The organism is Candidatus Methylomirabilis limnetica (genome assembly GCF_003044035.1).
In the GTDB taxonomy this organism is placed as follows: domain Bacteria; phylum Methylomirabilota; class Methylomirabilia; order Methylomirabilales; family Methylomirabilaceae; genus Methylomirabilis; species Methylomirabilis limnetica.
Genome location: NZ_NVQC01000009.1, coordinates 136582 through 160772 on the forward strand (window position 1 = coordinate 136582; position 24191 = coordinate 160772).

The 24191-nt window shown below is 58.3% G+C and carries 23 protein-coding genes; 8 read left to right on the plus strand and 15 right to left on the minus strand.

The window, feature by feature from the left end; translation table 11 throughout:
• The first annotated feature begins 199 nt into the window (after nt 1-199).
• The gene (locus CLG94_RS01815) at nt 200-1303 is read left to right on the plus strand and encodes a GGDEF domain-containing protein (RefSeq protein ID WP_107561186.1); all 1104 of its coding nucleotides are present in this window, start codon (nt 200-202) and stop codon (nt 1301-1303) included.
• Between the two features lie 164 nt (nt 1304-1467).
• Here CLG94_RS01815 and CLG94_RS01820 read toward each other — a convergent pair whose 3' ends face one another.
• Together CLG94_RS01820 and CLG94_RS01825 are read right to left on the minus strand one after the other, a co-directional pair.
• Nucleotides 1468-2502, minus strand: a complete 1035-nt coding sequence (locus CLG94_RS01820; RefSeq protein WP_107561187.1) for a hydantoinase/oxoprolinase family protein — start codon at nt 2500-2502, stop codon at nt 1468-1470.
• Nucleotides 2499-3536 (minus strand): ATP-grasp domain-containing protein, encoded by a 1038-nt coding sequence (locus CLG94_RS01825; RefSeq protein WP_161953966.1) that lies wholly within the window; start codon nt 3534-3536, stop codon nt 2499-2501. The genes CLG94_RS01820 and CLG94_RS01825 overlap by 4 nt, the downstream gene beginning before the upstream one ends.
• Before the next feature lie 36 nt (nt 3537-3572).
• Here CLG94_RS01825 and CLG94_RS01830 point away from each other — a divergent pair, with 36 nt between their 5' ends.
• Nucleotides 3573-4316, plus strand: coding sequence for a HisA/HisF-related TIM barrel protein (locus CLG94_RS01830; protein WP_107561189.1), 744 nt, complete (start codon nt 3573-3575; stop codon nt 4314-4316).
• Here CLG94_RS01830 and CLG94_RS01835 read toward each other — a convergent pair.
• Nucleotides 4313-4801 (minus strand): 6-pyruvoyl trahydropterin synthase family protein, encoded by a 489-nt coding sequence (locus CLG94_RS01835; protein ID WP_107561190.1) that lies wholly within the window; start codon nt 4799-4801, stop codon nt 4313-4315. The genes CLG94_RS01830 and CLG94_RS01835 overlap by 4 nt on opposite strands.
• Nucleotides 4802-5099: 298 nt before the next feature.
• On the opposite strand from CLG94_RS01835, the gene CLG94_RS01840 reads away from it, so the two are divergent.
• From CLG94_RS01840 to CLG94_RS01855, 4 genes are all read left to right on the plus strand, one after another.
• Nucleotides 5100-5366, plus strand: a complete 267-nt coding sequence (locus tag CLG94_RS01840; RefSeq protein WP_161953967.1) for a hypothetical protein — start codon at nt 5100-5102, stop codon at nt 5364-5366.
• Between the two features lie 3 nt (nt 5367-5369).
• Entirely contained in the window at nt 5370-6428 is a 1059-nt protein-coding gene (gene gap, locus CLG94_RS01845; protein ID WP_107561192.1) for a type I glyceraldehyde-3-phosphate dehydrogenase, read from the plus strand.
• 116 nt (nt 6429-6544) lie between these two features.
• Nucleotides 6545-8566 (plus strand): transketolase, encoded by a 2022-nt coding sequence (gene tkt / locus CLG94_RS01850; RefSeq protein WP_107561218.1) that lies wholly within the window; start codon nt 6545-6547, stop codon nt 8564-8566.
• A gap of 296 nt (nt 8567-8862) precedes the next feature.
• On the plus strand, nt 8863-9234 hold the full coding sequence (locus tag CLG94_RS01855; RefSeq protein ID WP_107561193.1) for a 4a-hydroxytetrahydrobiopterin dehydratase: 372 nt from the start codon (nt 8863-8865) through the stop codon (nt 9232-9234).
• A gap of 69 nt (nt 9235-9303) precedes the next feature.
• On the opposite strand, the gene CLG94_RS01860 is transcribed toward CLG94_RS01855, so the two are convergent.
• The 12 genes from CLG94_RS01860 to CLG94_RS01915 form a co-directional block, all read right to left on the minus strand.
• Complete coding sequence (locus CLG94_RS01860; protein ID WP_107561194.1) at nt 9304-10065, minus strand: acyloxyacyl hydrolase; 762 nt, start codon at nt 10063-10065, stop codon at nt 9304-9306.
• 213 nt (nt 10066-10278) lie between these two features.
• Nucleotides 10279-10932 carry a phosphoribosyltransferase family protein gene (locus tag CLG94_RS01865; RefSeq protein ID WP_107561195.1) on the minus strand — a complete coding sequence of 218 codons (654 nt, stop codon included), beginning with the start codon at nt 10930-10932 and terminating at the stop codon, nt 10279-10281.
• 104 nt (nt 10933-11036) lie between these two features.
• Nucleotides 11037-13106 (minus strand): glycine--tRNA ligase subunit beta, encoded by a 2070-nt coding sequence (gene glyS / locus CLG94_RS01870; RefSeq protein WP_107561196.1) that lies wholly within the window; start codon nt 13104-13106, stop codon nt 11037-11039.
• A gap of 25 nt (nt 13107-13131) precedes the next feature.
• Nucleotides 13132-14010 carry a glycine--tRNA ligase subunit alpha gene (gene glyQ, locus CLG94_RS01875; protein WP_107561219.1) on the minus strand — a complete coding sequence of 293 codons (879 nt, stop codon included), beginning with the start codon at nt 14008-14010 and terminating at the stop codon, nt 13132-13134.
• Between the two features lie 385 nt (nt 14011-14395).
• On the minus strand, nt 14396-15163 hold the full coding sequence (locus tag CLG94_RS01880) for a hypothetical protein (protein WP_107561197.1): 768 nt from the start codon (nt 15161-15163) through the stop codon (nt 14396-14398).
• Nucleotides 15164-15346: 183 nt separating this feature from the next.
• Entirely contained in the window at nt 15347-15646 is a 300-nt protein-coding gene (locus CLG94_RS01885) for a LapA family protein (protein ID WP_107561198.1), read from the minus strand.
• Nucleotides 15647-15660: 14 nt separating this feature from the next.
• Entirely contained in the window at nt 15661-16983 is a 1323-nt protein-coding gene (locus CLG94_RS01890; RefSeq protein WP_107561199.1) for a hemolysin family protein, read from the minus strand.
• Nucleotides 16984-17109: 126 nt separating this feature from the next.
• Nucleotides 17110-19593: a DUF3536 domain-containing protein gene (locus tag CLG94_RS01895; protein ID WP_107561200.1), complete on the minus strand. Its 2484-nt coding sequence runs from the start codon at nt 19591-19593 to the stop codon at nt 17110-17112.
• Nucleotides 19590-20552 carry an MlaD family protein gene (locus CLG94_RS01900; RefSeq protein WP_107561201.1) on the minus strand — a complete coding sequence of 321 codons (963 nt, stop codon included), beginning with the start codon at nt 20550-20552 and terminating at the stop codon, nt 19590-19592. Before CLG94_RS01900 ends, CLG94_RS01895 begins: the two co-directional genes overlap by 4 nt.
• A 117-nt stretch (nt 20553-20669) precedes the next feature.
• Nucleotides 20670-21410: an ABC transporter ATP-binding protein gene (locus CLG94_RS01905; protein ID WP_107561202.1), complete on the minus strand. Its 741-nt coding sequence runs from the start codon at nt 21408-21410 to the stop codon at nt 20670-20672.
• Nucleotide 21411: 1 nt separating this feature from the next.
• A complete protein-coding gene (locus tag CLG94_RS01910; RefSeq protein ID WP_239993068.1) occupies nt 21412-22197 on the minus strand; it encodes an MlaE family ABC transporter permease in 786 nt (261 codons plus the stop codon).
• A 22-nt stretch (nt 22198-22219) separates the two neighbouring features.
• The gene (locus CLG94_RS01915) at nt 22220-22834 is read right to left on the minus strand and encodes a hypothetical protein (protein ID WP_107561203.1); all 615 of its coding nucleotides are present in this window, start codon (nt 22832-22834) and stop codon (nt 22220-22222) included.
• Between the two features lie 466 nt (nt 22835-23300).
• Between CLG94_RS01915 and CLG94_RS01920 the strand changes: the two genes are divergently transcribed.
• Both CLG94_RS01920 and CLG94_RS12935 read left to right on the plus strand, forming a co-directional pair.
• Nucleotides 23301-23498 carry a cold-shock protein gene (locus CLG94_RS01920; RefSeq protein ID WP_107561204.1) on the plus strand — a complete coding sequence of 66 codons (198 nt, stop codon included), beginning with the start codon at nt 23301-23303 and terminating at the stop codon, nt 23496-23498.
• Between the two features lie 451 nt (nt 23499-23949).
• Nucleotides 23950-24186 carry a hypothetical protein gene (locus CLG94_RS12935; RefSeq protein ID WP_133174598.1) on the plus strand — a complete coding sequence of 79 codons (237 nt, stop codon included), beginning with the start codon at nt 23950-23952 and terminating at the stop codon, nt 24184-24186.
• The last annotated feature ends 5 nt before the right edge of the window (nt 24187-24191 follow it).

Here is a 24191-nt window from a genome sequence, read left to right on the forward strand (position 1 = left end):
CAGGAGAAGACGCTCCGGTTGTGATGCGCATACCACCCTGACGGAATCTGCCAAGCCGCCGTATACGTGATCCGTATGTACGGTGGTGTGGGAGGGGAGAGGCCGTGAGGACTCCCCCTGTCCCGATTCTCCCTTCCCTCCGCTCCGGGAGAACCATGGGCACGAAACCGACCGCCTTGCGACACATGGGAGCTGAAAGATGCCTTCTCTTTTTCAATGGAACGACACGTTTCTGACCCATATTGACTCCGTTGATGAACAGCATCAGCGACTGGTTGGCCTGATTAACCAGCTTGGCGACATGGTGATGTCTGGCAAGGATTTTGATCCTCAGTCGCTTGCCTCGGTTCGTGACAGCATCCTGAACTATGCGATCGTTCATTTCGGTGACGAAGAGGCATTGATACGCACTGCGGGGCTTGATCCGAGATATCTCCAACGACAGTATTCCGACCATAAGGTCTTCATGCACGAAGCCACTGTTCTGGGAGACAAGGAGAGCACTCTCTCCATAGAAAAGATCATGCGTCTGGAAAACTACCTTGTCTATTGGCTAGTCCGTCATATCCTTGAAGTTGACCATAGCATGGTCCGCCAGATCCATGCTATGCGCGAGGGAAAGACACCAACCGAGGCGTTCGATCTGGAAAACGAGCTGCAGAACTCCAGCGCCGAACCCCTGTTGTCGGCAATGAATGGGCTGTTCCTCGTTGTCTCCGAGCGCAATCGTGAACTCTACGCCTTGAACCGTGATCTGGAACAACGCGTGGAGCAGCGAACGATGGAGCTGGAGCAAGCCAACCGGGAGTTGCAACTGCAGTCCACGCACGATGATCTGACGGGATTGCCCAACCGCCGATTCGCCATGCTCAGCCTCGACCAGCTATGGAAGGAGCGACAACGTTATGGCGAGCCGCTTTCCCTGCTGTTGCTCGACGCCGACCATTTTAAGCAGGTAAACGATAGTTTTGGCCACGCCCAAGGTGACGAACTCCTCCGGATTATCGCCGAGCGTTTGCGCCAGTCCGTGCGTGCCAGCGACATTGTCCACCGCCTCGGCGGCGATGAGTTTCTGGTGATCTGTCCAAGGAGCGACCGAGAGGGTGCCACGGTAGTCGCCAACAAGATCCTGACTGAATCCAGACCATTGCAAACCGCGGAAGGTGTGGAATGCTGGGATGGATCCTTGAGTATTGGCATTGCCGAGTGTAACAGCTCCATGGCCCGGCATGAAGATCTGCTGAAAGCCGCCGATCAGGCCATGTACCTTGCAAAAAGCAAGGGTGGCGGATGCGCAGTCTGAACATCGAAAGTGAGGGCAGGAAATATGAGAATTGGATTGCGTGAAGGTGGAATTGAGAAAATAGGGACAGCGACTATTTGTTTAGAGTTGCCTGCATTGGCTGATAACCAGGACATCAGCTCGGACACGGCTTCTCCGCGCCGATTATGCCCGCCGTTGAGCGCTTATCCATGAGAGAGTGCCTGCCCCAAGAGGTAGGCAGCCGCCGCGCATGGGCTCAATGTTACAGATCCGCTATCGGTTAATACTGGAGGGTCGCACGTCGTAAGATACATCCGCCTTGTGCAGGCCTCCCCCAGGAAGGCGCCGATCCCCACCGACACCACAGGCAGACGGAGGCCGTTCTCGATCCTGGAGAGGACATGAAGCATCCCCTCCGTGATCTGTTGGAGCTGTTTTTCGGCGATGTAGGCGGCCAGGGCGTGAAGCTCTCCGGCCGTGAGATGCTTGCTGTCCTCGCAGGCCACCCTGGCCAGGCGTTCTAGTGCTCCCTCTTTAGTTTTCTCGCGGCCGTCAGGAGTCGCGCAGGTGTAGTCTTCTGGCGTTAGCCTCCCCAATGCCAGATAGACGTCCGCCGAGATGGCGAAGTATTCAGCCGCGATTCGACAGATTACCCCTCGCATGGGGATCTGGGACACGATGGCCGCAACAGGCGTGCGGAGGGCGCCCGTGTAGATCAGCTCCCCGTGCGCTAATCGTTCGATATCCCGCTTGCCCTGTGCGGCGAGCTTTCCGTCCAGGATCGGAATCAGATCGGTGGTGGTGCTGCCGATATCCATCATCAGGCAGTTCGGTTGTCGACTCGCCAATACCCGCGCCTCGGCGATCCAATTCGTTGCCGCAAGGGTTAGGAGATCCGCCTCCCCCCCGTCTAAGCGAACGATCCGGCCCTCGAGATCGATGGCATATAGTGGGATCCCGGGGATCGCCTCTCTCACCGCGTCGATGATGTATGCCACCCCTTCGGCCCTGTCGTGGAACGCATCACAGAGCTCCCCAGTCATGGTCAACACCATCGCATCGGCCGATCCCAGATCGCTGTGGATCTCCTGCAGGAGTGGGTGGAGACCTTCTCTCTTGTTCCACAGCTCAAAATAGCGGCGAACCGTGCGCCCACTCTCGGCGCGCCCGTCAGTGAATAGAAGGCGGGCTGCCTTCACGTTCGCGCCGCCGATGTCCCATCCGATCACCCGGATCACTGCCGGCTCCCCGAGGCTTTCACGTCACAGGGGCGCGTGGTAAACCGCGCAGACCCGACAATGTGGACCGCGGCAGGATCCGGAAGCTTGCCTGCCACCGCGTCAAGAATCAGGGCCGCCAGATTCTGCCGAAGGACCTTTCGGACCCCGACATACGAGGTCGTGAGGCGAGGGTTCACGTCGATGACCACCGCGTCGTGATCGGTCAGGACCATATCGATCCCGACATACCCCTTGAGGCCCGAAATCGCCTGCACCACCTCCTCGGCTCGACGGAACGCCAGGGCGCGGATAGGATGATCAAACGGGACACAGCCCCCGTAATACTTGAGCCTACTCCGCCCTCTGATCTCCTGGAGGTTCAAGGTCAGGGGGAGAGACCGACTCCCGTCGGTGAGGAGCGAGACGCTGACAGCAACGCCGTCGATGTAGGTTTGTGCGAGGAGTGTTTCGCCCCGTACCGTCTGCCTGGCCACCGCGATCGTCCGCTCCAATTCCGATTGTCGCCTTGCGATGAAAACGCTGTGACACCCCACCCCGTCGATCGGTTTCACCACCACAGGGTAGCCAAGCCGGCGGCCTACCGACGCCGGGTCATCAGCAGGCCGAAGGCGGAGAGTCCTGGGGGTAGGGATGCCGCACGCCTTCAGCAGCCGGTATGTCAGCGTCTTGTCGCCGGCCGCTTTGATACCGGCAGTACTGCAACCCAGCACTAACTTGCCGCAGGCCTCGACCATCCCCGTGATCGCTTCAAGCAGGCCGCCTGTCTCTGGGGCTACCAGGAACGCGGCATCCGCCTCCTCGACCATCTGCGCGAAGCAGTGATAGTAGCTGGTCCCGCTGTCAACAACCTGAAGTCCCGGGTGAGCAGGGAGCAGTGGAAGGTACCTCCGATCGACCTGCACTGAAAGCTGGTGCGCTTCCAGCGGAAGCAGATCGGCGAGAAGCGCTTCAAGCATCATTCGCCCCTCTGCCACCAGTGTCGGGGCGACCCGACTTCCGCCCAGCCCTCCTGCTGTGATAGATTCGTGCACAACGATCTTCATCGTGGAGAAGGAGCGATTACTGCCATGCAGATCATACCCGTCATCGATGTTATGCGAGGGGTTGCGGTCCATGCCCGCCGCGGAGAGCGGATGGTGTACAGACCGATCCAGAGCGTTCTGCTGCAAGGAGCCGATCCTGTCGCCCTCCTGCGGGCGTACCGTGAAACCTTCGAGAGTGAAGCGGTGTATGTTGCCGATCTGGATGCCATCATGGGCAGCGGCGACAATCTGACCATCATCGCTGAGATGGCTGTCTCCGAGCCACAGCTCCAAATTATTGTTGATGCCGGCATTCGTAGCGTCGAGCAGGCGAAGTCGCTGCTTGACGCTGGCGCGAGTAAGGTGATCGTCGCCTCGGAATCGCTGGCGAGCCTTGACGCAGCCGCGCGACTCCTCGCCGCGCTAGGAACCGGAAGAGCGCTCTTTAGCCTAGACCTCAAGAATCGAGCCGTCATCTGGCGAAACTCCTCTACCGAAACGCGAGACCCCTACGAGGTGGCAACCGCCCTCATGTCGCTTGGGTTTCGCGAGGCGATCTTTTTGGAAATGGACAGGATCGGCACGGGCGGCGGGGCAGGCGCAGAACTGTTCGGGAGGGTCACAACGGCCGCACCTGGCATGCGATTCATCGTGGGTGGCGGAATTACTTCGGCTGCGGAGCTCGTGCGGCTGAATCGCGCGGGTGCCTCCGGGGTGTTACTGGCCACTGCGCTGCACGACGGAACCATCACACGGCAGGACCTGATCCGCGTACAGGCGGACGACTAGAAGATCTCCTCGTAGGAGGCTTCCTGTCCGAACGATTCCTGTACGCCAACCTTAATCGCGGTCACACCACCGCCCCCAAATTGGCTCTTGATCTCTTCCCGCAACACTCCGCAGATGTATCTGGCCAACAGCTCTGCGCTGGTGTTGTGGATCGGAAGCAGCAGCACATCTTCCGCCGGAAAGCTGTACTGCTTATTGCCATAGATTACCCCGACCACCGAATCGCCTGGATCGATCCTCAAATCCTCATTTTCGGTCGGCAGCATGACCTTGTGATCCAGCCGCTCGCAGACCTGTTTCATGAGCGGCTTGACGACGAGGAAATCGAGGACGTAGTCGCTTGGCTGAAGCGACCCTTCCAGTTCCACCCAGGCCCTGTAGTTGTGGCCGTGAAGGGTCTCGCACTTGCCATTACCGAAGAGCACGAAGTGGGCCGAGCTGAATTTGAGATTCTCATGGTCAACCCTGATGCGAAAAGCAGCCATTTTACCTCCTCACATGTTACCCTTGTGTCGCCAGTTGGAAGCTATCGCACCGACGCACCAGATGTCAAGCCAGATCTGCTATCGTTTTGAAACAACCGCTAGACAGATAGTAGGGGCAAGTGGTAAAATTCCGTCCGCGCGGGTTCGGAAATGCGGTCGTGATACTGCTATCGCCATAACATGAAACGGATGGTGGCGCTTTCAACTTTGAAGTGGCGGCGAGATCATGCTTGACCCGCTCTAACGCCAGAACATTATTCCGTCATCAATGCAAGCTAGGTACATGGAGGTGATTCAGATGGCGAAGATCACCCCGCTCCTGCTCGGTATCGGCGGGGACAGTGGGACCGGGGAGTCCACGTGTGCCGGCGGCATCTACAAAATCTTCGGTTCTGAGAAGATTACCAACATCAATCTTGACGATGACCACACGTTCGACCGCGCTCAACGCAAGACCTATTGTTTCACCGCCCTTCATCCAGCGGCCAACAACATGTCCTTAATGGGTAAGCAGGCCCGGCAGAAAGCCCCGCAAGAAGGGCCCGCAGAAATGGCAGGAGGATAATCGATGGCTGGGATTGCTATCAACGGATTCGGGCGAATCGGTCGGTTGGCGTTTCGGGCCGCGTGGGAGCAGAAGCTGGGCCTCGACCTGGTGGCCATCAACGATCCGGCCGGCGCGAACACTGATGCGCTGTTACTGGAATTCGACTCCAACTACGGGCCCTTCCCCGCAAAGGTGGAGAGCGACGAAGGAAGCATGCGGATAGATGGGAAGCGGGTCTTGGTCTTCCGGGAGCGCGATTGGACCAAACTTCACTGGTCGGATGTAGGGGTCGACATCGTGTTGGAGTGCAGCGGTCGGGGAACGAGCCGCCAGGAGGCTGAAAAGCATCTCGCGGCTGGGGCGAAACGGGTGCTGATTTCAGCCCCTGCAAAGGACGAGGACATCACTATTGTTCTCGGTGTCAACCAGGAACGATACGATCCGGCCCTTCACCGGATTATCTCCAATGGGTCCTGTACGACAAATGGCCTCGCACCGGTGGTGAAGGTTCTCCTTAATACATTCGGGATCCAATGGGGGTTCATGAGTACGGTACACAGCTACACCAATTCGCAATCTATTCACGATCGCGGGACGGAAGACGTTCGAGAATCAAGGGCCGCCGCCCTCAACATCATCCCGACCGACACCGGAGCTGCGCGGGCCCTTGTGAAGGTGATTCCCGAGCTCGCCGGCCGTTTCAACGGGATGGCGTTTCGGGTCCCAACGCCCACGGTCTCCGTGATTGACCTTGTCGCGGAGGTTGATCGTGACGTGACAATCGATACGGTCAATGCTGCCTTCAGAGAAGCAGCTAAGGGGTCGCTTCGCGGGATCCTCGATGTCTGTGACCGGCCACTGGTCTCGATGGACTTCAAGGGAAATCCGCACTCTTCTATCGTGGACGCCCTCATGACGCTGGTCCTGAAGGACCGGATTGTGAAGGTTGTGGCCTGGTATGACAACGAGTGGGGGTATTCGTGCCGGATGGCCGACTTGGCCGCCTACGTTGCCTCTCAAGACCTCAAGCGTGATCAGCAGCGGCTCTGGGGCGTCGCGAAGGACACAAAGTCAGCATAGACAGTGAAAACGGGTGAGGTTACTACGGACGCATAAGGTCGCTCAGACAGTTTCACGACATGGATGCCGGCATGATCAGCGGCGATCTGCAAAACAGGGTGGAGGGTAGAAGGTATATGGGGGAATCAGTGAAAACCGATCAGGAATCGCTCGATCAGTTGTGCATCAATACCATTCGAACGCTGGCAATGGATGGGGTTCAAAAGGCGAACTCGGGGCATCCGGGCCTTCCCATGGGGGCCGCCTCCATGGCGTACGTCCTTTGGGAGCGCCACCTCCGACATAATCCGACTCATCCCGCGTGGCCGAATCGTGATCGGTTTATCCTTTCACCTGGCCATGGTTGTATGCTCCTGTATTGCCTCCTTCACCTGACCGGGTACGATCTCCTCCTCGATGAAATCAAGCAATTCCGCCAATGGGGTAGCCGAACCCCCGGACATTCGGAGCATGGCGTGACACCAGGGGTGGAGACGACGACGGGTCCCCTTGGCCAGGGTTTCGGCAACGGCGTCGGGATGGCGATCACCGAGCGATTTTTGGCCCATCACTTTAACCGGCCAGGACATCTGATCGTTGACCATTTTACTTACGCCATCGTGAGCGACGGGGACCTTATGGAGGGGGTCACCTCCGAAGCGGCCTCTCTTGCCGGACACCTTGGCTTGGGTAAACTCATCTACCTGTACGACGATAACCGGATTACCATCGATGGCAGCACTGACCTGGCCTTCACCGAGAATGTTGGACAGCGCTTTGAAGCCTATGGGTGGCATGTTCAGCGAGTGGATGGGGACGACGTTCACATGATCGATACCGCGATCAGCGCGGCCCAAGCCGAGCAGGGTCGCCCATCGATCATTATTGCCAGAACTCACATCGCCTACGGCAGCCCCAATAAGCAGGACACGTCAGAGGCTCACGGGTCGCCTCTTGGAGAAGAGGAGGTTCGGCTCACAAAGGAGGCTTTGGGCTGGCCGCTGGAACCTGCGTTCTATATCCCAGATGAGGCTCTGACTAACTTTCGAGAGGCCCTGCAGAAGGGTCGTGCTTTGGAAACAGAGTGGCAGGCTCAGTTCGATGTCTATGCTGCTGCGTATCCAGAACTTGCTGAAGAGTGGATCAGGGGGATGAGCGGTCAACTCCCCGAGGGCTGGATCGAGAAGATCCCGATCTTTACCCCTGCCGGGGGGAACCTGGCAACCCGCGAGGCGTCAGGCAAGGTGCTCAATGCTATCGCCCAATCCCTGCCGACCCTCATCGGCGGCTCGGCCGATCTGGCCCCATCGAACAACACCCACCTGAAAGGATATAGCGACTTCCAGGGGTCAAGCCCAGGGGGTCGGAACTTTCACTTTGGTGTTCGAGAGCACGCGATGGGGTCGATCCTCAACGGTATGGCACTGCACGGTGGCGTGACCCCGTATGGTGGAACCTTCCTCGTCTTTTCCGATTACATGCGTCCCGCCATCCGGGTAGCTGCGCTTTCGCACATACATGTGATCTATGTCTTCACCCATGACAGCATCGGTTTGGGCGAAGATGGCCCCACCCACCAGCCGATTGAGCACTTGTCTTCCCTCCGGGCCATGCCTAATCTTACAGTCATCCGCCCGGCAGATGCGACAGAAACTGCCGTCGCCTGGCGCGTTGCTCTGGAACACCGTGACGGGCCCGTGGCGCTGGCCCTCACCAGACAAAAGCTCCCGGTTCTCGACCGGACCAAATTCCCGCCTGCCGAACTCCTCCTGAAGGGCGCGTATGTCCTGGCTGATGCTGACCAGGGTCATCCTCGCGTCATTCTCATAGCCACCGGGTCGGAAGTGCAGGTGGCCCTGGAGGCGTGGGGACGACTGACCGATGAAGGCATCCCCGCGCGTGTCGTCAGCATGCCGAGCTGGGAGTTGTTTGATCGACAGCCGGAGGCGTATCGCAACGAGGTGCTTCCCCCAACAGTGACCGCCCGCCTTGCCATCGAGGCTGGATCTCCGCACGGTTGGCACCGCTACGTTGGCCTCCTCGGAGGGGTGATCGGCATGACACGATTTGGAGCCTCCGCACCGATTCAAGTCCTCATGCAGCAATTCGGCTTTACACCTGAGCATGTGGTGTCCCGAGCTAAGGAGCTCATGGCATGAATCCCGCAGGAGGGGCAACAATAGAAACAGGGTTTAGGGTATAGGGTAGTAGAAAGATCTCAACTCGCGAGCCTATACCCTAACTGTGACGTAACGCTACAGAAAAGAACGCGCCTCAGCGACCATTCCTGGGGCGCGTTCTTTTTATGAGGGCTTACCGCCAGAGGGGCGTACTCCAGCTCATCGATGGTCGGCTCGATATCAGCGCCAGAATTCGCTTGTCCAATGAGGGCTCGTACCCTACATTTCGAGTGAGAGGGAGGTACGTTATGGGTTCAACAAAGGAGGAGGGGTCCATGTCAAAAGGCAAAGAGTGCTCGGTCATTTCGGACGAGGAGGTGGCCAAGCGTCTGGAGCAAGAGCTGCCAGGGTGGTACCTGGAGGGGAGATGGATCAGGAGGAAGTTCAATACCGACGGCTGGCCAACTACGCTCATGCTGGTGGGCGCGATCGCCTACATGGCAGAGGCCGCTTGGCATCACCCGGACCTGGAGGTCACATGGGGAAAGGTCTGGGTAAAGCTGATGACTCATTCCGCCGGGGGGATCACTGAAAAGGATTTTACCCTTGCCAAGCAGATCGAGCAGTCGGTGCTCTGGCGACCAGGCGAGAGCTCTCCTCTTGACGGCACACCAAACAAATGGGTTCGCGGCGGCAGCAAAGAGTAGGGCGTGGGGAAGCGTTCAGCAATCAGCCTTCAGCTTTTCTTGTGTCTTGCTGATAACTGACCGCTGAACCTAAAAGTAATACGAGACCCCCAGCAGATACATGCTCGAATTAACGCCGACGTTGGGGCTTTTGCGGCCTCCGTTCGAGATGTGATGTAAGCCCACTTGTCCGGTAATCGCCAGGTTGTCGTTCACAAAGTAATTCACTCCAGGACCACTCATGATAGTGAAGTTGACCTGGCTGTTGAGGTCCCGTGGGATGTGGAGATTCCAATGTAGGATACCAATACCAGCCTCGAAGAACGGCACCCACCGAGTGCCCGTCACAAAATTGTAGCGGAGGAGGATGCTTGCGCCTTCGCCAAAGGTTTTAGTCGGCTCACTGATAAACATGAAGGTCGGCTCGAAGATGACTTCCAGGCTCCCACGAACCGGAAAAGGGCCATGGACATCGGTGACTGTGTACCCAATCTGGAAAAATAGCGGAGCGAAGTTGACACCGGACTCACGTCCGGCAAAAATTTTGTGAGAGTCACCATAGCCAGACTTGACCCCTAAATGCCACGTTCCCGATTGGAACCCTTCTTCCGGGCTGAATGTCGGTTTTTTCTCCGTCTCAATCTGACGGGAATCCTCCGTGCCGGCAAAGGCAAGGGTGCGGGCGGCAATTAGTTCAGTCTCGCGCCCTAGCGTGACCGTCTGTTGACTTGGGGCTCCCTTATCGGCCGTCAACAGTGGTAGTGAGGTCTCAGCCCATGATATGGCAGGTGGTAGGATCGCGAACATAGCTAGCCAGATACAAACCGGTATACGCCTCAATTTATTGACCATCGATGTCTCCTCTGGAGTGCAAGTGCCTTAGGCGTCACGCCTCATCCACCCCGATCATGTCCTTTCGAGTGGCGCTACACACCGCTTCCAAGATCTCGAACCCACCACCTCGACAGCCGTAGGTTGGGTCGGTCACAGCTTCCACGGTCGAAAAGCGCTGAGTAGTGTTACTCGATTCCTGGTACGACCCATTCGACAGGCTCAGGACAGGCTTCAGTTGGTGCCAGTCTTCATCCGGTGAGACTTCTGTGGGCCAGGCTCCGGTAAAAACTCCTGATTAATCGGGATCCCTCTGCGGCACATCGGGCAGTTCTTCGGGGCGTACGTCGGGAATTCCCGGTCGACCAGCGTAAAAAAGGGGAACGTGAAGTTCACCTTTCGAATCCGTCGCCAGAGTGTCCCGATTCCAACCACCGTCCCGCCTAATGAGTTGACCAGTTTAATAAGCTCCTTGACAGTCTCACCAGTAGTCACAATGTCTTCGACAATCAGCACCTTAGGGTTACCAACAAAGTACTGCCGAAATCCCCTCGGAAGAGCTACATAGCTGACACCGGACTCATCGCGTTGCTTGCCGGCATAGATGAAGCGGGGTCGCAAAGGATGAGCGCGCGCCACGCAATGGCCCAGCAACGAGGCGCCGTAGCCGGTGGTAAGGACCAGGTCGATCGGCTCCTCGGCGAAATGCTTTGCGATCACGTCTCCTAACCCTTCCGTGAAGGCCGGCTCGGTGGTAGCTAACGCCTTCTCCACGTACTCCTGGGCGTGACGCCCCGAGGACAATACGAAGTGATCGTTCGTGAGATACGCTCCGGTCCTGAGGATGATACCCCGGTTGATCCGCTCCAAGATCTCTGCGTCCATCATAATCCTCACGCATTATGGCTGTTCAGCTACCGGCCGTCCCTGTAGGGGTAGGGCTTGCCCTACCCAAAGAGGGCGCAGCAAGCAGCGCCCCTACGCCGGAAGACTTACGAAGCCATAATCTTACTGAAGTTCGCGATCCCGCAAAACAGGTCAGCAACCTCCTTCAGGATGGCCAAACGGTTCTCCTGCAGATCTCGATCCTCCACCATCACCATAACCTCCTCGAAGAACATATCCACAATGGGGCGGATCGCGGCGATGAGTTGCAGAGCTCGAACGTAGTCGCCGGCTTGGACCAGGCGTTCTGTCTCAGTCCGTAGCGTTGTGGCTTCGCTATGGAGCGCTCGCTCGGCGCTGCTCACGAACCGCCTTGGATCAACCGATCCGGAGAAACCCTTGGGAAGGATATTGAGCACCCGTTTGAAGGTCGCCGCCAGCTCCGTAAAATCGGCCTCACGCCTGAAGGCAGCCAATGCCTCGGCGCGTTTGCCGGCATCGGATACCCGCTCTGCATTGACGGAAAGGGCAGCCTCGACGAGATCGCCGGGTACACCCCGTTCTATCAGGATCGCCTGGAGCCTGGCCGCCATAAACCCCATGACCTCTTGTGCTATACGCTCCCTCGGCAGCGGCAAGCGATCACCAAAGAGCTCCAAGCTCTTGCTTATCGGCTGCGAGAGCGGCAGATCGATTCCTGTGCTGAGAAGGATCTGCACGACCCCTTGCGCGAGTCGCCGGAGGGCGTACGGATCTTCTGATCCGCTCGGTATGAGCCCGATGCCGAAGCAGCCACAGATGGTGTCGAGCCGGTCGGCGATGCCTACGAGAGCGCCAACCAGTGATTCCGGGAGCCTGTCGCCTGCAAAGCGGGGGAGATAGTGCTCCTCAATTGCTTGGGCCACAACCGCGGACTCCCCGGAGAGCTGGGCATACTCACGGCCCATAACCCCTTGCAGGCTTGGGAACTCCTTAACCATCGTGGTTACGAGGTCAGCCTTGCACAACTGAGCTGACTGACAGGCGTCATGGACAAGGTGCGGGGCAACCTGCTCAGCCAGGTAGGCGACCAGCTTGGTAAGCCGCTCGACCTTCTCTAGCATTGTGCCAAGGCGCTCCTGAAAGGTAATCCCCTTCAGTTGGGGCACTCGCTCGCGAAGCTGGACCCTGCGATCCTCTTTGAAAAAAAATGCGGCGTCCTTGAGCCGCGCGCTCAGGACCCGTTCGTTGCCTGTACGGATGACCTCCATGTCCTTCGCCTTCATGTTGGAGATCGTCACGAAATACGGGAGGAGCTTGCCGGCATCGTCAGCCACCGGAAAGTAGCGCTGATGCTTCCGCATGGGGGTCATGATCACTTCACGAGGTAAGAGGAGATACTCCTGTTCGAAGCGGCCACAGACCACGGTAGGGTATTCCACTAGGGAGGTCACCATCTCTACCAGCTCATCGTCGAAGATCGGTTTCCCGCCAACCTTGGCCGCGGCCTCTTCGGCCAGCCTTGTCACCAGTTCCCGGCGACGGTGCTGGTTCACGATGACATACCGCTCTTCCAGTTTTTCGATATAATCCTGGAAGCTTCTGATGCGAATCTGGCCACGGCTCAGAAATCGGTGACCGTACGTCTTGTTTCCGCTTTTGACCCCGTCAATTTCAAAGGGGATCACCCGACCACTGTACAGGGCAACGAGCCATCGGATCGGGCGGACAAACCGGAAGGTGCCTTGCCCCCACCGCATCGACTTCGGAAAGGAGAGCGACGTGATCAGGCGGGGTAGGATAACCGGCAGCATCTCCTCCAAGCGCACGACCCGCTCCACGATGACCGCAACGACGTACTCTCCACGGTCAAGCGTCTTGACGCGGAGGTCCTCCACAGAGACGGCTTGTGCCCTCGCGAAGCCAAGCGCGGCCTTGGTCGGAAGGCCCTCCTGATCGAACGCGACCGCCTTGGATGGTCCCACCACCTCACGGACCAGGTCACCCTGGCTCTGATCCAGCCGCTCAACATACAAGGTAAGGCGCCGAGGAGTGCCGAGCGTGCGTACGCCAGAAAAGGTGATGCGCTGCTCTTCGAAAAGGCGGCATGCCTGTACCTCCAGATCCTTCAGAACCGACGGCATGTAGCTGGAGGGCATCTCCTCGGTCCCGATCTCAAACAACAGGTCTTGGGTCATCAGGGGTTGTCCTGCGCTATGTGGTTTATGACTGCCACGCCTTCATGAGTGGAAAGCCCGCCTCCTCACGCTGCTTTAGATAGGCTTCGGCGCAGCGACGCGCGAGGTTTCGCACGCGACCGATGAAGCTGGTCCGCTCAGTGACACCTATCGCCCCCCTGGCGTCCAAGAGGTTAAAGGTGTGAGAAGACTTGAGGCAGTAGTCGTATGCCGGCAGCACTAGTCCCTTCTCGATAAGGCGGAGACCTTCCCGCTCATATTTGTCGAAAAGCTGAAACTGGAGTGCCACATCGGCTTCCTCGAAGTTGTGGACCGACCACTCCACCTCACTCTTGTGATGGATGTCACCGTAGGTCACGCCCTTGACCCACGTCAGGTCGTAGACGCTGTCCACTCCCTGTAGGAACATGGCAATCCGCTCGATCCCATAGGTCAACTCCACAGAGACCGGTTTCAGGTCGATGCCCCCAGCCTGCTGAAAATAGGTGAATTGGGTGATCTCCAAGCCGTCAAGCCAGACCTCCCAGCCTAGCCCCCAGGCGCCAAGGGTTGGCGACTCCCAGTCGTCTTCCACGAAACGGATATCGTGCTTGAGTGGGTCGATACCCAGGCTCCGAAGGCTGTCCAGGTAGATCTCCTGAATGTCGTCTGGGGATGGCTTCATGATGACCTGATACTGGTAGTAGTGCTGGAGGCGATTCGGATTTTCTCCGTACCGTCCATCAGCGGGGCGCCGAGTCGACTCGACATAGGCGACCTTCCACGGCTCAGGGCCCAGGACACGCAGAAATGTGGCAGGGTTCATCGTTCCCGCACCCACTTCAACGTCGTAAGGCTGCTGGATGACACAGCCCTGCTCTGCGAAAAATCGCTGTAATGCGAGGATCAGTTCTTGAAACGTCATCACGTGTCCCGCTGGGCTTTTCATGATCATGTCCGTGCGTTGTAACTACTCAGGTGTTTAGGCTGAAGGCTCTCAACTATCTCGCAAGATACGAATCAAGCCATTCAAGACCTGTTCGGTTCCTACCCCTCAAAGCCTTCAGCCTTCAGTCTATCTACCTGAGTAGTGAGAAAGTGAGAGAGGAAAACCCGTAGCCATACAATATGGCGGATTCCTTGAAAAGCCTAAACGCCATGGAGGCTAGCAACTTAGCCTCCAGTCTGTCAAGGAAAAACCTGGGAAATCACTGGAAACGGACTAGGCATGGTACCACCCTGCAACGAGCTTGGGGGAATGGGTCTGATATCCGTTGGAGGGAAAGCCGGGTAAACCCTTGCTACCCCTTTTAGGCCACCTTTTTCCGCTTGCTGTATCTGTTGTAGAGTATTATGCCGCCTATGAGGACCGACATGCCGAGTAATATGCCGGCTGCATCCTTCCCCACGTTTGAGAAATACGAGGGGAGGCGCGACTGTGTTTCGAGACCTACCGTAAAAGGAACGCTGAACGTCGGATCAACGGCGTGTATTTCTGCCTCTGTTGGGTCACCACTGCCGTGACTATGCGTGACCATGTTCAGTTCCCCGGGCTCGGAAGCGGAATGAGGCTTATGGGCAATCCCAGGCCCGACGCTTTCAAACTTTATAATGGCCATATACTGACCGGCCGTGGCAATGTCGGCATCGAGTCTGACCGCCCCATCACGGTACACTGTAGGCGGAAGGGAGAGGATTTCATGGGAGTGTTGACTGCTGCCCTTGTCTTCGTGGCCTTCGGGGGCCTTAACAATCCGGACGGAGATGGGTAGGGCTCGCATCTCTTCATTGAACAGGTCAAAGGCTATCGAGAATTTTCCCGTCTTCGGGATCCCTTCGCAGTACGACTTAAATTCCTTTTTTACCTTTTCTGACCCTACTTCGTGCAACATGCCGATCTCTGATGCGCCGTATTGTTGCTGATAGGCCGTAAAGTGAACCGTGTAGTGGCCCTTCTGTAGGACGCATGCATCCGCTTCGTCCATGCCACTCATAGACTCACCGCCGTGGGCACGGGCCTGGGATGTCCAGGCAACAAGCAGAAGCGTCGCGAAGCATAACGAGATCAGGCGTTTCATGTTTCAATTCCTCCTTCAGTTGTCACTAAGATTTCCATGTTGCGTGATCCAGTGACGAGCATTGTACACCAAAAACACCTTCCACCTTCCACTTTTTGGGAGCCCTCTTTACGGTCTAGACGCTCCCGGCACCTACCCTGGAACGCCTTCGGCAAGAAACCCGATGCAGAACTTCTCGGTCGATCACCGGGTTCCGGACATATCCGAGGTGTGTGTCGTTTCACGCTCTTGGAGTTGCTGCTCCAGTTCAGCGATTCGCTGGGTCTGCTCCCGTAATCGCATTCGCAGCCGGAAGGTTCCGGGAAGGCTCAAAAAGATCGCCATGATCGCTCCGAGGGCGGTTGAAATCAGGATCACTACCACCAGCGAACCCTGAAACTGCCACCAGATGAAGGTGACGATCGCCTCGCCCGAGTTCTGAATGGAAAAGGTTGCGATGACCACTGCGAGAATCAGGAAGCCTATCAGGGAGAACTGATTCATTCAACGTCTCCTGCTCAATGCGTTGCCGGCAGCTCTTCGACCTTGATTCGGGCGAGCCGTCGGCCGTCCAGGTCCACGATTGTCAGCTTCTTGCCTTGATAGATAATAATGTCGCCGGCCTTGGGCATCCGCTGAAGTTGATCCAGCATAAAGCCCGCTAAGGTCTCGTAGGTAGGCGACTCAGGGAATGGTAACCCGTGCTCGTCCCGCAGGTCCTTGATATTCAGAGAAGCGTCGATGATGAGCGACCCGTCCCTCAGCCGTTCGACGGGCTTCTCGGCAGTCTCGTACTCGTCGTGGATCTCTCCGACAATCTCTTCGAGGAGATCCTCCATAGTGACCAGCCCGTCTACGCCCCCATGCTCATCCACCACGATCGCCATCGAGGTTCGCCGCCGTTGCAGCTCCTTCAGGAGTTGACTGACCTGCATCGTCTCCGGGACGAAGTAGGCGGGGTGCGTGATGGTTTTGAGAGAGGCCTCGCGGCTCTCCAGTTGCAGCCGCAGCAGGTCCTTGTAGTGCAGGACGCCGCAGATGTCATCAAGGCTCTTGTGGTAGACGGGGTAGCGGGAGTAGCCCGTCTCCACTACGAACTTGAGCACCTCTGCCAGCGGGGTCTCCAGCTCGATCGCATCGATCTGAGGGCGAGGGATCATGACCTCCTTGACCGAGGTCTCCGTAAATTCGAAGACGCTGTGGATCAGCTCCTGCTCTGTCTGGTCGAAGATCCCCTTCTCCTTCCCCTCCTGAACCATCAGCTTGATCTCCGCCTCGCTGACAAACCCTGTCGTTCCCTGAGGGGCAGCGCCGAAGAGCGAGAGGATCAGGCGGCTTGAAGCGGTCAGTGGACGACCGATCAACGAGAACCAACGGCCAAAGGCCTCGTGAGGTCTGGCGATCGCGAGGGCGATCCGTTCCGCATAGCGGAGGGCAAGCGATTTGGGGACCAGCTCTCCGAAGACGATAGTGAGATAGGTGATGACAACGACCACTATCCCAAGGGCGGCCAGTTCACCCGCCGATCCCAGTCCGCCGCCTGGAAGGCGATCAAGTAAGGGGCGGATCACCCTTACGGCCAGCGCCCCGCCAATAGCGGAGGCCAGCGTACTGACGAGATTGATTCCGATCTGGATAGTGGCCAGAAATCGGTCGGGGTCATCCTTGAGCCTCTGGACCGTTGATGCCCGGTCATCTCCTGCTTCCACCAACTCCTGTACCCGGCTTCGCCGGAGAGAGATGATCGCTACCTCGGAGCCCGCGAAGAAGCCGTTGATCAGAATCAGCATGAAGATGAACACCGCCTCCAGCACCAGTGTTCCACTGCCTAAGCCTTCCATCAGATTGCTCCTTGTTCAGTTTTCAGTCGTCAGTGTAGGGGCATGGCTTGCCGGGGCATGGCTTACCCTGCCCGATTAGGGCGCAGCAAGCGGCGCCCCTACGTCGCTGACCGCTGATAGCTGCTTTTAGGGCCAGAGGCCGGGATCCGCGGCGAGTCGCTCTTCGATTGGACGAAGGCGCTGCCGAAGCCTTCCGGTCGAAAACCCGAACCGTTCGCCCAGACGAAGAACGGCCGAGACCAGGTTGCACTCATCCCTGGACTCGGCCTGCAGTACCCGCTCGATCAGTGGCGGTACATCGTGCGTGAGGAGTTCATACATCAGGGCAACAGATTCTGGTCGGTCCATGGCGTAGCCCATTCGGTCAGCGAGGTCGACAACCTCCTGCACCCCACGGAGTCCATCCAGGTCCGGACACTCGCATAACCGCCTCACCCGCATCCCGAATGCTCTGGACAGGAGATCCTGCAGGTGCTCCTGCTGCGGAAGGTCGAGTCGCTTCACCTCATCGGCCAGCATGAGCAGGCTGCGGTACAGATCGGTCCCGCCATCGGACAGCCACTGCCGTAGGGACTCCTCCAGGTTGCGGGTCACGGTAAACTCGGCCGGGGCTCTCAGGGCCTCAGGGGGAGAGAGTCCCTCGTCGAAGAAAGCGCGGAGTAAACCCTGGGTTCGTGCCGCCAGCTCATCGTAGCGCTTGCGAAAAACGTCCCACCCTCTGTAGAGCGCCATTAAGATCTCCCGTCGCTCTTCCGGGGAAAGCATCTTCAATGAAATCGGCGTTGCCTGGCTGTAACCCGGCAGCGATAGACCTTTCACCTGCCCCTCAAACGCCTCCAGCCATCGCTTCAGATCCTCCTCACCCCCCCAAGGAAACAGGCAGCCGGACATCCCATCGGCATCCAACCACTTCAGGACAAATCCGAACTCCTTGCGCTCCATGGTGAGGGATGAAGATACCTCTATGCCGCCGACTATCATCGTCCCATTTATAAGGGGAAAGTGCTCAAGACTCAGCCGATGGAGGTCAAAGCTATGCACGTGATAGGGCTCAGGCAGGTTCTCCACCAGCGACCGCATGGCGTAAAGGGCTACGGGGTGAGCGAGATCGACCCGTGCTGTGCCAACTCGGACCTCCCAGATGCGCCGGCCGTCCCGTTCGGAAGAAATGTTGCTCTTCGCGGTCTGAAGCCTGGCCAGAAATTTCGCCTCCAGGCTCACAGTCACAAAGGCAGACGCGAGTTCGAGAGCCCGCGCTGCGTGTTTGAGGTTCTGCGCGGCCTCGATGTCAGAAATATCGCTAAAGAACCAACCGTCACTGGACTGCATCAGGAGGGCATGTCGCTGCATCTCCAGCAGTTGAAGTGCCGCGGCTCTGTCCTGCAGCGAGAGCGATCGGCGGGCGTGCGCCCCAAAGAACTTCTCAACCGAGGGATTGCTCCGATCAAGGATCAGGGCGATGTAATCGTCCCTCGCGGCCCAGACATCGGTGAACAACCGATCTGCCTGTTCCGTGAAGAGGTGCTGCAGATCGTCGCGAAGGCCATTAATGGCTTCCCGGAAGGGGACACGCCAGCGCTGGCGCCAGCCCGGTTGGCCACCGGTGCTGCATCCGCAGTCCTCCTTCCACCGCCCCAGGCCATGGGCACAGCTCCAGGCGCTTCCATCTCGAATGACCACCTCATGCGTGGGGGGCGCGCTCGCGAGGTAGGCCCCGAAGTTAGTAACCGCAAGCTCCTTTGGCGCGGTCTCTTTCGCCAGCAGAACGGCCAACGCGCGTTCTCCGAACTTGCTGTGATGGCCGTACGATTCGCCGTCGGTACAGAGGATATGCAGGCGTGAGGGCGAGCTGTGGGAGACCTCGACGAGTCGGTCGGCGAGGCGATCGGCCCCCTGCAACAGACCATCAAAAGCAATGGCGCGGGACAGAGCTGCATCGTAGAAGAACAGATCGATCGTGCCCCCATGAGGCAGGCGACACGTGTATGGGCGCGAGGGATCGATCCAGTCGGAGCCCAGCTCATGCCACTGCTCTTCTCCTAGCGGACGAACCCGGGTCGCCTGCCAGGGCGCCAAGACGGTGTAACGGATTCCGTAATCACTGAGCAGTTCCAGCGTCGCCAGGTCCACGCCCGTTTCCGGAAGCCACATCCCCTCCGGCTCACGGCCGAAGCGGGACCGGAACTCGACGATCCCCCACTTGACCAGCGTGGCGCGGTCCTTTGAGTCGGCGAGCGGCAGGATTGCATGGACGTACGGGTGGGCCAGGGCATTACCATGGCCGCCACACCGAGCCACACTGTCACGATCGCCCTCGATAATGCGACGAACGGTCTCGGGGGCCTTCCGTTCCAGCCAGCGGAAGAGCGTTGGCCCGACGTCAAAGCTGATGCCGGCATAGTTATTGACCAGCTTGACGATCCGGCCTTCATGGTCCAGGAGTCTGGCCCATCCATTCGGCGCGTAGCACTCCGCAGTAATCCGCTGATTCCAGTCGTGATGGGGGGCGGCGGAAGGCTGCTGCTCGACCTCATCGGTCCAGGGGTTCTCACGCGGCGGCTGGTAGAAGTGGCCGTGGACGATCAGCGACACCGTAGAGGGCGTACTCATTGCGGCCCGGCGGAGGCGCCAGACCGCCGGGTGGACTGGATCAGGCTTTGCAGGATCCGGCTGCGATTCGCTCCCCGCAGGAGGGACGACAGATCCTCGTACAGCGCAGGATCGTCGATGAGCGCTCCAAGCGTTCCCTCTCCTTGAGCCAGGCGGGACGACACCAGCTTGAGATTCTTGGAGGTCTGCTCGAGATCGGCCATGATTGACTCGGCTCGTGGGTCCGCAAACAGGATGTGCGCCAACCCTTTTTGATTCTGGAATTGCTTCATCAAGTTGGACAACTGCTGAATGGCGGCAGTCGTTTCAGACAACTCTTTCAGGATGTTGCCTGAGCGCTTCTCATAGACCAGCGCGTGCAGCAGCCCGGTCCCCTGTTCGATCTCTCCCATAATTCGGTTGAAGGAGGCGATGCTCTCGGCCAGATCCTGCCGCGCCCCCACCCCCGCTCCGCCGCCCACGAGCTGGCTCAAGGCGTCTGAGATCTTCACCACGTTGCCGACGATCTGATCCCCTTTTTGGAGCAGCTTGGCATAGTCCGGTGGATCGGCACTCGCGATCGTCGCCCCTGGGGGCAGGACCGGCTTGTCAAGGCTGCCCACCGTTAGATCGAGCACCTTATCTCCGACTAGCCCGATGGACCCGATACTTGCGATCGAATCCTCACGTATCCGGTTCTGGAGCCCGGCGTCGAGGTTCATGGTCACCCGGATCTTCTTGCTGGCAAGGTCCTTGCTGAAGGTAATGTCATTGACCGAGCCGATGGATGTGCCGGCGAGACGGACCGGCGCCCCGACATTCAGTCCCTCGATAGTGCCGAAGAAGGCGTGCAGATTGTAGCGGCGCTCGAAGATTCGGCTCCGGCTTCCGATGGTCAGGACAAAGACGATGAAAAGACCCAGGAGTCCCAGGACAAAGATTCCCACGCGTAACCGCGTCCAGTATTCACGTTCCGGCATATCGTTGCCTCTTGGTTAGCGCTCAGCGCTCGGCAAGACCCATGTGGGGGCGCTGCTTGCTGCGCCCTTTGGGCAGGGCAAGCCCTGCCCCTACGCTGATCGCTGACCGCTGCGATTTCACGCCACTGTCCCGTTAATGAATTGCCGGACCAGCGGCAGATCAGCGCGTTCGATTTCCCGTGGCGTTCCGACGACGGCAATTTTGCCCATGTCCAGCAGGCCGATCCGATCGGAGATCTTGAACGCGCTCCGCATGTCGTGAGTCACCACTACCGACGTCACCTCTAGCTTCCTGTCCATGTCCACGATCAACTCGTTGATCTTCTCAGTGTTGGCAGGGTCCAGGCCAGTCGTCGGCTCGTCATACAGAATGATCCTTGGCGTGAGCGCGATCGCTCTGGCCAGAGCGACCCGCTTCCTCATCCCGCCCGACAGGTCGGCCGGCTCCTTATCCTCGGCGCCCTCAAGGCCTACAAGACGGAGCGTTTCCATGATCCGCTCTCGGATCTGACGCTCCGACATGGCCGTATGTTCCCGGAGAGGGTAGGCGATGTTCTCCGCAACCGAAAGGGAATCGAAGAGCGCCGAGCCCTGAAAGACCATCCCGATCTTCTTCCGGACCCGAATGAGCTGATCTTCCGTCAGCGGTACGATGTCCTCCCCCTCGATGAGAATCTGGCCCGCCTCCGGCTTGAGTAGGCCGACGATCAGTTTCAAGGTGACGCTCTTGCCGATCCCGCTGCCGCCGATGATGGTCACCGTCTCACCCGACTGGATCGCGAAATCCATCCCGACCAAGATCGGTGTGTGGTTGAACGACTTGTAGACTTGGCGGAACTCGATGGCCGGGGCGCTCACTTCACCAGCCCTCCAGCCACCAGAAGAACTTCGTAAGAAAGAAATCCGAGATAATGATAGCGATGGCCGAGGTGACAACGGTCGTGGTCGTGGCCTTGCCGATGCCTTCTGTGCCACCCCTCGTTTCCAGCCCACTGTAGCAGCCGACGATGGCGATAATGAAGCCGAAGACTACTGTCTTGCCGAGACCGCTCACAATGTCGGCTACCGTCAGGTTGCGTGTCACAGTATTGTAGTAGAGTTGGTAATCGACCTGAAACTCGTACCTGGAGATGACCATGCCCCCCAGTATGCCCAGGATGTCCGCCATGACCGTCAGCAGCGGCAGGACCAGCATCGCGCTCAATACTCTGGGCACCACCAGCTTTTTGATCGGATTCGCCCCCATGGCCCGCATTGCGTCGATCTGCTCCGTGACCTTCATCGATCCCAGCTCGGCGGTGATCCCGGAACCGACCCGCCCTCCCACCAAAAGGGCCGTGAGAACCGGCCCTAGCTCGCGGACTATTGAGAGCGAGACGATAATCCCCACATATGCCTTTGCCCCGAATCGGCTCAGGCCATAAGCGGTTTGTAGGGCTAAGACGAGGCCGGTGAAGACCGCGGCTACACTGGCGATCGAGATCGATTTCACCCCGATATGATCGACCTGCTGGAGGAGTCCACGGGGGTTGTAGGGAGGCGTGAAGGCGCAGCAAGCGGTGTCATAGGTAAGCTTTGAGATCCCACCCAGCAATTCGAGCAATCGAATCGACTGGTCTCCAACTGCTACAACCACATTCCGCATTGTGTGTCCTTATTGCAGTTCTTTACTTCAGCCTGGACCCCGGTACTTGGAATCCGGAACCTTTTTCAGTCAAAACCCAGCCCATGGCAAATCGCTCAAATTCCGGCAGCCGGTCCTGAAAGAGCTCAGGGGGAGCCACGTAGACCAGATCATAGGCGCAATCACCATCCTTGGCGACGTAACTGCTGATCATCACCTCGGTGTTATTCAGGCGCCCCTCCAGTATTGTGTGGATCGCCTCTGTGCCGTTCAGCACAATGGGCCCCTGCGCCATTATCCGCTTTGTGCCGATCCCAAAGAACAAGCGTCTGGACAGGATTCGGAGAGGGATGGGCTGCTCGCCTTCGCAACTGACAAACAATGCGGCGACCTGGCCGCCCGGCTCCGCCCGGAACGCGAGGTCAGTCCCTTCCAACTCGAACTGCCGCCAACCATCGCGCAGTATCGGAATCTTGAAGCCTCGAGTCCCATCCACAAAGAAGCCATCTACGACATAATTGGAAGCACAGGCCGTAAGCATGAGCATGAGCATGAGCAGGACGAGGGTTGCAATACCCTCAAGGCGCCAGGCATTCAGGGAGATACGCCCCCTTTCGACGTATACACTCTCAGGTGAGGCATAACCGCGGATAGCCATATAGATGGTTTGATCATACTGGAAAGACGAGTGAAGCGTCAAGCTGAGCCCTGTGCCCAAAAACGAGAGACAGGCATTGCTGAGATGCAAACGTGTGCTGACCAGGGCGGTTGTGCGACCCTATGGCCAGCATCGTCGGCGAGGGGCGAGGAACTTTGCGGGGGTTTCCCTGCTCTCGCGGTCCATCGAGGACCTGAAACGCGCTGGGTGTGTGCGGTCCCAGTGTGGAAGGGTGCCTTTGTGGCCCCGGATCCGCCGGCCAAGGTCGCCTGCAGGCCGCGCGCCGACTGCCGGAGAAAGAGGCGGTAGAGCGGGACGATGCAGGCTCCGCTTGCAAGTATGGTGTTGTCCTGATAAGGTGGTCTGAGAGCGAGGGGGTTTGAAACAGATACGAGGAGCGTCGTGGTAGGTCGGTGCTGGAAAACGCAACAGGTCCCGGACGGATGTCCGGAGAGGAGCAGAAGCAATGGCAACAGGCACGATTAAGCGGCTGGTCAGGGAACGAGGCTTTGGGTTCATTCAGGGAGACGATGGCGTCGAGATCTTCTTTCACCGGTCCGCCCTCCAGGGGGAGGCGTTCGATACGCTCGCGGATGGGCAAGCCGTCACGTTCGATGTCGAGAAGGGGGACAAGGGACCGAGGGCCGCGAACGTCAAAGTGTAGCCCCCAGCGCCTAAGCGGACGATTGAGGGTGGCCGACGAGGCGCACCTCATCATGCGCGAGGAGGACGGGCTGGGCATCCTGCAGTAACGCCGCCCCAGGGCGGGGCGGTCGAAATCCCCTGTAGTGACCCTAGTGCCGTTCCAACTATCTGGCATCACGATACGATGATGTGTCGGCAACGCAATCGACCTCTGCGTAGCGTCATTGTTCGGTAACTACTCAGGTAGATAGACTGAAGGCTGAAGGCTGAAGGCTTTTGGGGGTAATCAGAGGGAACTGCGCTATCAACTACATCCGTCAAAGCGTTTGGACTTCTTGTCCAATGAGGAGTCCTCTCTGATAGAACCAAAGGTCGTAGAAACCAAGAAGGTCTTGAATGGCTTGATTCGTGCCTTGCGAGATAATTTATAGCCTTCAGCCTTCGGCCTAAACACCTTGTAGTTACATTGTTTGTCTGAAAAAGTTGGAACGGCACTAGAATACCACTGTGCAGCGGGGCACTGGGCGGAGCAATCCGGACGCTGGTCTCTCCGTAGCGCGGTCCCGCTCGTAATCCTGCCCGAGATCATCCCGGCCCAGTGGTGGCAGAACCTCCTCTACAACCCGCAGGCGCTGCTTATCCAGTCTGCGCTCCTCTTCACGCCCAGCGTGATCGTCACGGCTGTTCCGTATTACCTGGCGCGATAGGGAGA